This is a genomic window from Streptomyces sp. SID4985 (genome assembly GCF_009863025.1).
Lineage (GTDB): Bacteria > Actinomycetota > Actinomycetes > Streptomycetales > Streptomycetaceae > Streptomyces.
This window is the reverse complement of the sequence record NZ_WWIR01000176.1, coordinates 1-678: the sequence shown is the minus strand read 5'-3', so window position 1 is coordinate 678 and position 678 is coordinate 1. Positions and strand designations below refer to the sequence as shown.

At 74.2% G+C, this 678-nt stretch carries 1 protein-coding gene; it reads left to right on the top strand.

The window, feature by feature from the left end:
- On the top strand, nucleotides 1-606 hold a 606-nt coding region (locus GTW40_RS06955; RefSeq protein ID WP_161179278.1), incomplete at its 5' end, for a helix-turn-helix domain-containing protein.
- Nucleotides 607-678: the final 72 nt, after the last annotated feature.

Sequence of the window (678 nt, the reverse complement as noted above, 5' to 3'; positions counted from 1 at the left end):
ACCGTCGCCAGCGTCTGCGCCGGGGCGGAGGCGCTCGGCCGCGCGGGGCTGCTCGACGGGCGCCGCTGTACGACCCACCACGCGCTCCAGGACGAACTCGCCGCCCGCCATCCCCGGGCCACCGTCGTCCGGGACGTGCTCTTCACCACCGACGACCGCGTGGTCACCTCGGCGGGCATCGCCAGCGGGATCGACCTCGCGCTGCATCTGCTGGCCGTGCGGCATGGTCCCGCCCTCGCGGCGCGGGTCGCGCGCGAGATGGTCATCTACGCGCGGCGCAACGGCGACGAGCCCCAGGCCAGCGCGATGCTGCGGCACCGGGCGCATCTGGACGACACGGCGCATCGGGTGCAGGACCTGATCGACGCGAGGTTCGCCGAGCGGTTGCCGTTGGACCGGCTGGCCGCGCATGTCGGTGTCAGCGCGCGGACGCTCACGCGGGTGTTCGGCCGGGCCACGGGGCTTACGCCGCTGCGGTATCAGCAGGCGCTGCGGGTCGAGCGGGCCGAGCATCTCATGGGGCATGGGGCGACGGTGGAGTCGGCGGCGCGGGAAGTCGGTTTCGACGATGCGAGGATGCTGCGCAGGCTTCGGCGGGGCGCCTGATCGCCGTCGTGGTTTCGGTCTTCGCGCGGCTGCCTGGCCGTCGTGGCTGGTCGCGCAGTTCCCCGCGCCCCT